This is a genomic window from Fictibacillus sp. Mic-4, assembly GCF_049843615.1.
Lineage (GTDB): Bacteria > Bacillota > Bacilli > Bacillales > Fictibacillaceae > Fictibacillus_A > Fictibacillus_A gelatini.
The window spans coordinates 1-1635 of record NZ_JBBHZM010000092.1; the positions used below are offsets into that span (position 1 = coordinate 1).

Sequence of the window (1635 nt, forward strand, 5' to 3'; positions counted from 1 at the left end):
CAGCCCTGAGGAGTAATTATTGTTAAATCACTTCCATAAAAACTAATTTACACAATATTTATGTTAAAATTTTACATATGACTTCTCGTAATTTTTTGCCAAAAAGGGAAGCCGAATTTCTTCGTCTGGTTTTTTAAAAATTTCCCCCGTTCAAATATGTTTTGCTTCTTATCACATCCTTTGCTACAATGAAATCACTAGGTAAACCTTACTTGTATGGTTTTACCCAGGTGTTGAAAATCCTCATCTGTTAGGGTCCGCTTGCGAAACGTTTCTAACAGATCCGAGGATTTTTGTTTTATTGTTTTTTTGAATTCTTTCAGGATTTTCACTCCATTTTCGTATAACTGCATAAGGATATCCGCAATTTGTGTCATGAGATAGTGATTCTTCATGGCGTTGTAATGATGACTATTGGCATGTTCAATTTCGTATCGAAGGTTTTTCTGTTCATTGAATCCTTCATTCTCAATCTTCCACCGGCTCCGTCCGGCGTGTAGTAGGTGTTCCACATTCTTTTTAGTGATAGGGAAATCCGTGATATATACATACCGATGGCTCTTTCCATCCCGTTTTCCAATCGTTGTTTCCATGACATTTACTGTCCGCTGATTGTAAGAAATTCCATTGATCCAGAACGTTTTCTTTTCCTTCGCCACTGGTTGTTTCATTTTTTTCAGCTGCTCAAATTCAGTGGCTACACTTTTGATTCTGCCTTCTTTAAATCTAAAAATATACTTCCAGCGGTTTTTCTCGCAAAGCTCAAACACATTTTCACAGGCGTAAAGGCTGTCTCCTATCACGCAGATCGGCAATCTTTTGAACGTCTTCTTCAGCTTTTTGGCCAGACGGTGGAAAGCTTTAAGTTCACAGTCCTGTTTCGGTACGTTTTCCGATTCGTTTTCAATAAATTCCGATGCCACACTAAAAACCATTTCACCCACAACGAGTTTCGCTTCAAGCACATGATGCATGTAAATTGATTTCGTTTCTCCGGTTTCCTTATCTCTAAATTCCCGTTTTAAGCAATGGTCACAGTGCCGTTCGTTAAAGGTATAGAGTCCTGTGCCATCGATAATGATTCCCCAATATCGGTCCTCAATTCGATAGGCCTCAAAACATCTTTTTTCCACCAGTTTTCTAACCATATATGTTCTGAGTTTCTCCAGCTCCTCCATATCGAGCCCGCATAGAAAATTGTTGATCGTATCGTAATGCGGTAATTCCGGCAAAAGATCCAATTTTAAAATTCTTCTTACATTTTCTATACATTCGTCTTTATTCAAGCGTTCCGTCATGTCCCGCATCGATTTTAAACCGAATATGTTTTTTAATAGCAGGGTGAACAAAAGAACTTCGACACGATAGCTGATATGGCTTTGACAGCGATGATCTTTCACCTGTTGAAGACGGTCAATAAAATCTTTGAAAAAATGCTTCTTTATTTTTAAGAACTCGAAAAAATAATCGAACTCTTTTTCTTTCTCTCTTTTTTCTTGTCTCGTCATCATAATTAAAAAACCCCCGAAACGACTAATTTTACAGTAAATAACGGTTAAATTATCCTATATTTAGTACATTTCGGGGAGGCTATTTTTAAATTTATTCCGAAAAATTAGTGACTCTTCAGGGCTG

General features: G+C 37.3%; 1 protein-coding gene. It reads right to left on the reverse strand.

Features of this window, described 5'->3' with window-relative positions; translation table 11 throughout:
- Nucleotides 1-197: 197 nt before the first annotated feature.
- Complete coding sequence (locus WD019_RS21550) at nt 198-1511, reverse strand: transposase family protein (protein ID WP_425712793.1); 1314 nt, start codon at nt 1509-1511, stop codon at nt 198-200.
- Nucleotides 1512-1635: the final 124 nt, after the last annotated feature.

Excerpts from the sequence above, each read along its gene's own strand:
- WD019_RS21550 (WP_425712793.1), bottom strand. The coding sequence starts at position 1,511 with ATGATGACGAGACAAGAAAAAAGAGAGAAAGAAAAAGAGTTCGATTAT.